Origin of the sequence: Gelidibacter sp. (assembly GCF_039916245.1) — a bacterium.
GTDB lineage: Bacteria > Bacteroidota > Bacteroidia > Flavobacteriales > Flavobacteriaceae > Gelidibacter.
In genome coordinates this window covers 1-4,818 of the sequence record NZ_JBDSLS010000035.1, presented here as the reverse complement: position 1 = coordinate 4,818, position 4,818 = coordinate 1, and the positions used below count along the sequence as shown (strand labels likewise).

Genomic DNA, 4,818 nt, shown 5'->3' with positions numbered 1-4,818 from the left:
CGTCAGAATATCTCCAATCAGCAGGAAGTGTTCTCACAAGGGTTTTTCACTACCATTCAAATGATTTTGGCGGGGAATAATACCCAAGGTTTACGTTATGGGACAATAGAAACTCCAGAGAAATATTATTTGGCTTGGAAGGAAGATGAACTAGATAATGAAGATTACAAATTAGATAAATACCTGAAGAAGTTATGTGAGCGATCACGAGTCATTGACATATTATACAACGGTATTATCTACGATGCAGGTGTAAAGAAATTGCCACGTCCGCATCAGTATTTCGGTTTGAAAGCTGCTCAAGATTTTGTGAAGCGAAGAGAGGGTGGGATTATTTGGCATACTCAAGGCTCAGGAAAATCCTTAATGATGGTCATGCTCGGGAAATGGATATTGGAAAACATTCCAAATTCGCGAATTGTCATTCTAACGGATCGTACGGAATTGGATGATCAAATTGAGCGTGTATTTAATGATGTTGGCGAAACAGATATAGCAAAAACAAAATCTGGTAAAGAGTTGATGCATTATTTGCAAGCTTCTAAACCACGATTAATTTGTTCTTTAATCCATAAGTTTGGCAATAAAAATGAAACCGATTTTGAGGCGTTTATTAAGGAGTTAAAAGACAATCCGATACAAACCCAAGGGGAGATTTTCGTTTTTATTGATGAATGTCACCGTACTCAAAGTGGAAAGTTAAATCAGGCGATGAAAGCCATATTACATACGGCTGTTTTTATTGGTTATACAGGAACTCCACTTTTGAAAGTCGATAAAAAAACAACGATGGATGTGTTTGGCCGTTACATTCACACTTATAAATTTAATGAGGCTGTAGCCGATGGCGTTGTAAAAGACTTGATGTATGAAGGTCGCAAAATTGAGCAGAATCTCACTTCGCAATCAAAAGTAGATCAATGGTTTGATGCGAAAACAAAAGGACTGAATGATTTCCAACGCAATGAGCTGAAGAAGAAGTGGGGCACGATGCAAAATGTATTGAGTTCCAAAGGGCGCATGGAAAAAATTGTCGCTGATATTGTCGTTGACTTTAGTACCAAAACACGTTTAGCTAGTCAAAATGGGAATGCAATTTTGGTGGCAGGAAGTATTTACGAAGCGGCAAAATATTACAATCTTTTTCTACAAACGGAATTTAAAGGGAAATGCGCAATCGTGACTTCATATAATCCAAATGCAAGTGATATTTCTTTAGAAGATACAGGAGCGACAACAGACACCGATAAAGAGTTTATTTATAAAATCTATACGAAATTATTAAAGAATGTAAGTCCGAAAGGAAATAGAACCAAGACAGAAACCTACGAATCTGATGTAAAAGAGTTGTTCAGAAAGCAACCAGCACGAATGAAGTTGTTGATTGTGGTTTCAAAATTATTAACCGGATTTGATGCGCCGCCTTGTAGTTATATCTATATCGATAAAAAGATGCAAGATCATACGTTGTTTCAAGCCATTTGCCGTGTGAACCGTTTGGATACAGATGATAAAGATTATGGATATATAATTGATTACATGGAGTTGTTTGGCCAAGTGACCGATGCTATTGATGTTTATACTTCCGAATTGGATAGCGAAGGTTTTTCGAACGATGAAGTTTCCATTCAGCTAAAAGACCGATTGAAAGTAGCGGCTGATCGATTGGAAGTCGCTTTGGAGACCTTAGAAGCTTTGTGCGAAAATGTGCCTTTACCAAAGTCAGATTTAGATTTCATCAAATATTTCTGTGGAAACACAGAGATTCCAGAAGATCTTAAATCTCGTGAATATAAGCGGATGGCTTTGTATAAGACGATTGTTGAATACATTCGTGCGTATGCAAATATGACCACAGATTTTGAGCTAGCAGGCTATAATGATAAACAAATTAAACGCTTCAAGGATCGACTGGATTTCTATTTAAATGTCCGTGAAGTCATTCGTATTGCTAGCAATGAAACTATTGATTTAAAAGTTTATGAAGCCGATATGCGCTTCTTGTTAGATACATATATCCGAGCAGATGAATCTGAAGTAATTTCGCCATTTGAAGATATTTCGTTATTGGATTTGATGGAAACGGATATGGATGAAGCGATTGATGCCTTACCGGACTCAGTTAAAGGAAATAAGGAAGCTGTAGCCGAAGTGATTGAAAACAATGTGAGAAGTAAAATTGTAGAAGATCATTTACTCGATCCAAAATATTTTGATGAAATGTCTGTTTTGTTAACAGAACTAATAGAATCACGAAAACGAGCAGCAATTAGCTATCAGGAATATTTAATCCGAATGGCCGAATTAGTGCGTTCAGTAAATAGAGGACAGAAGGATGATATTCCTAAATCAATTAATACCAAAGGTAAAGTTGCATTGTACCACACTCTGGAAGACGAGGCATTAGCATTGGCATGTGATTATGAGGTGCAATACGCCAAACAGGAAGGTTTTAGAGATAATTTAATGAAACAGCGCAAAGTTAAAAACGCCATCAAACGAGTTATTGAAGATGAAGATTTGGTAGAACAAGTCTATCAAATTATTGAACAACATAAAGAAGATTATTAAAATGCAAACAACGCATTTAACCATAGGCAATGTTGAAGTGGAAGTGAAGTTCAAGCCTATTAAAAACCTACATTTAAGCGTGCATCCACCGTATGGAAAGGTAACAGTGTCGTCTCCCGAGTTTTTTGATTTGGAGAAAATTCGGGTGTATTTGATTACCAAATTGGCGTGGATAAAACGGGAACAGAAAAAGATCATTCATCAAGAAAGAGAAGGTGAGAAGTTGTTCATCACGCGAGAAAGCCATTACTTTTTAGGAAAACGTTATTTATTAGAATTTAAAGAATCTGCTTCCAATAAAATAATTTTAAAACACAGTCACATTGAATTGTATGCCAAACCAGAGGCTTCAGTGGATGCTAAAAGGAAAGTGCTATACGACTGGTATCGGAAAGAATTAAGGTCGCAAATCGCTATTCTTATCCAAAATTATGCCGCGGTTATAAATCTTCCCTTACCTGAATTTGGCATCCGAATTATGAAAACCAAGTGGGGAAGTTGTACCACTGAAAGTAGAAAGCTTTGGTTTAATATAGAGCTGGCTAAAAAACCCATAGAATGTATCGAATACATTGTCGTTCATGAAATGGTGCATTTGATAGAGCGGAATCACAACAAGAATTTCATCATTATGATGGATCGTTATTTGCCTAATTGGCGTACTCAGAAGAATGTTTTGAATGAGTTGCCGATTTAATGGTTTAGGCTAATCGCTTTATATTAAAGATATTATAAAGGTTTTTCTATGCCTAGAAACAAAGAACTCATGCGCATTTTTAAGGACTTGGATTTGGTGGAGCAATTAGGATCTGAAATTCCTAGAATTCTTCAAGCGTATCCTAAAGATTGCTTTCAGTTTTCATATAATTTTTTAAGGATTACAAGGCCATCAGTTCAAGATACCCCTCAAGTCTCCCCCAAGTTGAAGAATTTCTAAAAGTATTTACTGGAATTCATAATAGAAGTGAATTACAAGAAAAATTAGGGTTAACAGATAGGGGAAATTTCAGAATAAACTATTTAAATCCGTCGATTGAGATGGGGCTAGTATCACTTACGATTCCCGATAAACCTACCAGACATAAATAGAAGTGTTATTTAACAGAGAAAGGGAAAGCATTTATTCAACTATGATTTATACCGAATTTATAGTATAGTCTTTAAAAATAAAATGGTTCTTCAATTGTGGATTATGTGCCATGCTTGTTCACAATAAATGACTGTTCATGAATAATGAACATACTAAAAAAGTGAACAAAGTGTTCAACATGAGATCAAATGTTGCATTTAATTTTTGCACTGCGTCAAGAAATGGAATCTTTTGAAGGCTTGGGAATTGATTACGAAGAAAAGGCTTTTTATGATATTTTAATTGCGGTAAGAGAACAATTCCAATTTGAATATCCTGATGATAAAACTTAGGAGTTGGCAAAAGTAATTAAGGCCTATTTTGACATTAAGGAAGAAAAAAGTAAAGTAAAACAGAGTAAAAGAAAATTTTAGAAATGTAGGTTTTTAAAATATAATCCTAGCAATGGGACAAAATTATTGCATCGGAAAGTAAATTCTGTTTCTACACTTTGGTTTATAAACCATATTTTTGATTTTTTTTATACAAAATCAATAAGATTATGATCCATAAAAATCACCTTCTGTTTTTTCTTCTGTTAACTTTAGGTACCCTAATACTATCCGCACAAGAATGTCAAAGTCTTGATCTAAGAGAGGCTCAGAATGAAATAGCAATTATTCCTGGGGAAACCATGGGGCAAAAACTTGAAAGTCTGCTCTTTTGGACGCAAGAGGAAAAAGATCGACGCTTCCCTATCATGCACGAAATTTTTCCAAGTATTCAGGTTTCTAAAGGTATTCGAAGTGCTGCTTTTCAAGTAGAGCAAAATCTTACTCCTAAGTGGCAAGATAAAACTACTGTGGCGTCCTATATGGAGGACAATCATATTCAAGGCATAATTGTGCTTCAAGACAATAAAATAAGGCTGGAGGCGTATGCAAATGGTGTAGATGAATCAACTCTTTGGACCTCTTTCTCCGTTGCAAAATCAGTTTCATCTATCTTGTTGGGCGTCGCTCTAAAAGAGGGTGCTATTGGCAGTTTAGATGATGCTCTAGAAAATTATATCCCCGAGTTTAAAGGTCAAGATTACGGGAAAGTAACTGTACGACAAGTATTAACCATGACCTCAGGCATTGCTTGGAACGAAGATTATGAGGATGTAAACTCGGATG

Annotated in this window: 6 protein-coding genes; all 6 read left to right on the top strand. The window is 35.7% G+C overall.

The features are described 5' to 3' along the window. On the top strand, positions 1 to 2,571 hold a 2,571-nt coding region (locus ABIQ28_RS01900; protein WP_348035060.1), incomplete at its 5' end, for an HsdR family type I site-specific deoxyribonuclease. 1 nt (position 2,572) lies between these two features. Then, positions 2,573 to 3,268: a SprT family zinc-dependent metalloprotease gene (locus ABIQ28_RS01895; RefSeq protein ID WP_348035059.1), complete on the top strand. Its 696-nt coding sequence runs from the start codon at positions 2,573 to 2,575 to the stop codon at positions 3,266 to 3,268. Positions 3,269 to 3,316: 48 nt separating this feature from the next. Further along, complete coding sequence (locus ABIQ28_RS01890) at positions 3,317 to 3,508, top strand: hypothetical protein (RefSeq protein ID WP_348035058.1); 192 nt, start codon at positions 3,317 to 3,319, stop codon at positions 3,506 to 3,508. Beyond that, complete coding sequence (locus tag ABIQ28_RS01885; protein ID WP_348035061.1) at positions 3,460 to 3,660, top strand: Fic family protein; 201 nt, start codon at positions 3,460 to 3,462, stop codon at positions 3,658 to 3,660. Before ABIQ28_RS01890 ends, ABIQ28_RS01885 begins: the two co-directional genes overlap by 49 nt. Positions 3,661 to 3,849: 189 nt before the next feature. After that, positions 3,850 to 3,993 (top strand): hypothetical protein, encoded by a 144-nt coding sequence (locus tag ABIQ28_RS01880; protein ID WP_348035057.1) that lies wholly within the window; start codon positions 3,850 to 3,852, stop codon positions 3,991 to 3,993. Positions 3,994 to 4,334: 341 nt separating this feature from the next. Next, positions 4,335 to 4,818: serine hydrolase domain-containing protein (locus ABIQ28_RS01875; RefSeq protein WP_348035056.1), on the top strand; the 484-nt coding region annotated here is incomplete at its 3' end.

What these genes read in the sequence shown, in the direction of transcription:
- ABIQ28_RS01890 (WP_348035058.1), top strand. Translation starts at nt 3,317, where the DNA reads ATGCCTAGAAACAAAGAACTCATGCGCATTTTTAAGGACTTGGATTTG.
- ABIQ28_RS01895 (WP_348035059.1), top strand. Translation starts at nt 2,573, where the DNA reads ATGCAAACAACGCATTTAACCATAGGCAATGTTGAAGTGGAAGTGAAG.
- ABIQ28_RS01880 (WP_348035057.1), top strand. Translation starts at nt 3,850, where the DNA reads ATGTTGCATTTAATTTTTGCACTGCGTCAAGAAATGGAATCTTTTGAA.